This is a genomic window from Motilibacter deserti (assembly GCF_011250635.1).
GTDB lineage: Bacteria > Actinomycetota > Actinomycetes > Motilibacterales > Motilibacteraceae > Motilibacter_A > Motilibacter_A deserti.
Genome location: NZ_JAANNP010000241.1, coordinates 1 through 1,189, shown reverse-complemented (window position 1 = coordinate 1,189; position 1,189 = coordinate 1). Strand labels below are relative to the sequence as shown.

The following is a 1,189-nucleotide window of genomic DNA, read 5'->3' as shown; positions in this document are numbered from 1 at the left end:
CCACCGGCAGCACCTCCCTCCTCGAGCCTCCCGTGGCCGCGCCCGCCCCGCGCCGGAGTGCGCGCCGGCGGCTCGGCGCGCTCGCCGCGGCGGGTGCGCTGTCGCTGACCGCGCTCGTGGGCGGCACCACCGGGGCCGTCCTCGTGTCCGACCTCGGGCACCGCGACACGACGGCGGCCGTCGTGTCCACGACCTCCGGTGCGGCGCAGGCGACGACCGTCAGCGACGTCGACGCCTATACGAACTTCGCTTCGGTCGTCGCCGATGTGTCGCCGAGCGTCGTGTCCATCACCGTCACCTCGCCCAGCGGCACCAGCGAGGGCTCGGGCGTCGTCCTCACGGCGGCGGGCGACATCCTCACCAACAACCACGTCGTCGAGTCGGCCGCACGGGGCGGCACGATCCGCGTGGAGTTCTCCGACGGCACGAGCGCGCCGGCGACGATCGTCGGTCGGGACGCCGACAAGGACCTCGCGGTCATCTCCGCCGAGGGCGTCTCGGGTCTCACGCCCGCGACCTTCGCCGACGCGGACGAGGTCGAGGTCGGCGACGACGTGCTCGCCATCGGCAACCCGCTCGGCCTCGAGGGCTCGGTCACCGCGGGCGTCGTGTCCGCGCTGCACCGCCAGGTCGACGACGGCGACACTGGCAACAGCGCGCTCGACGACGCGATCCAGACCGACGCCGCCATCAACCCCGGCAACTCCGGCGGCGCACTCGTCAACACCGACGGCAAGGTCGTCGGCATCACCACGGCCATCGCCGCGCTCTCCGAGGACTCCGGCAACATCGGCATCGGCTTCGCGATCCCCGCCGAGACCGCGCTCGCGGTGGCCGAGCAGCTCATGGGCTCCTCCAGCTCGACGTCGCACATCTGAGGCGCACCGGCGGCACGCGACCCCGAGTGGCGCCACGTTCCTCCCGGTACCACCTCGAGCGGAGCGACTTTCCTCCCGGTGACCGCACTTCCCTCCCCCTGCAACGGGCGCAGAGTCACGTTGCCCGGCGGGAAGTGCCGGACCCCCGCCGGGCAGCCACTGGCGATACCGGCCCAACCAGGGCATCGTGGGTCCCACCCACAACGCCGTGGAGGCCCGCATGCGCCGGATCCGCGTACTCGTCGCCGCTCTCGCCCTGTCCGCCACGACTCTCGCCGGTCCACCGGCCGCTGACGCGGCGCCCGCCGACG

At 73.7% G+C, this 1,189-nt stretch carries 1 protein-coding gene; it reads left to right on the top strand.

Going from position 1 to position 1,189, the window contains the following annotated elements; all coding sequences use genetic code 11:
* Positions 1 to 878 (top strand): S1C family serine protease (locus G9H71_RS22785; protein ID WP_231135349.1); only part of this gene is annotated, 878 nt, incomplete at its 5' end.
* Between the last annotated feature and the right edge of the window lie 311 nt (positions 879 to 1,189).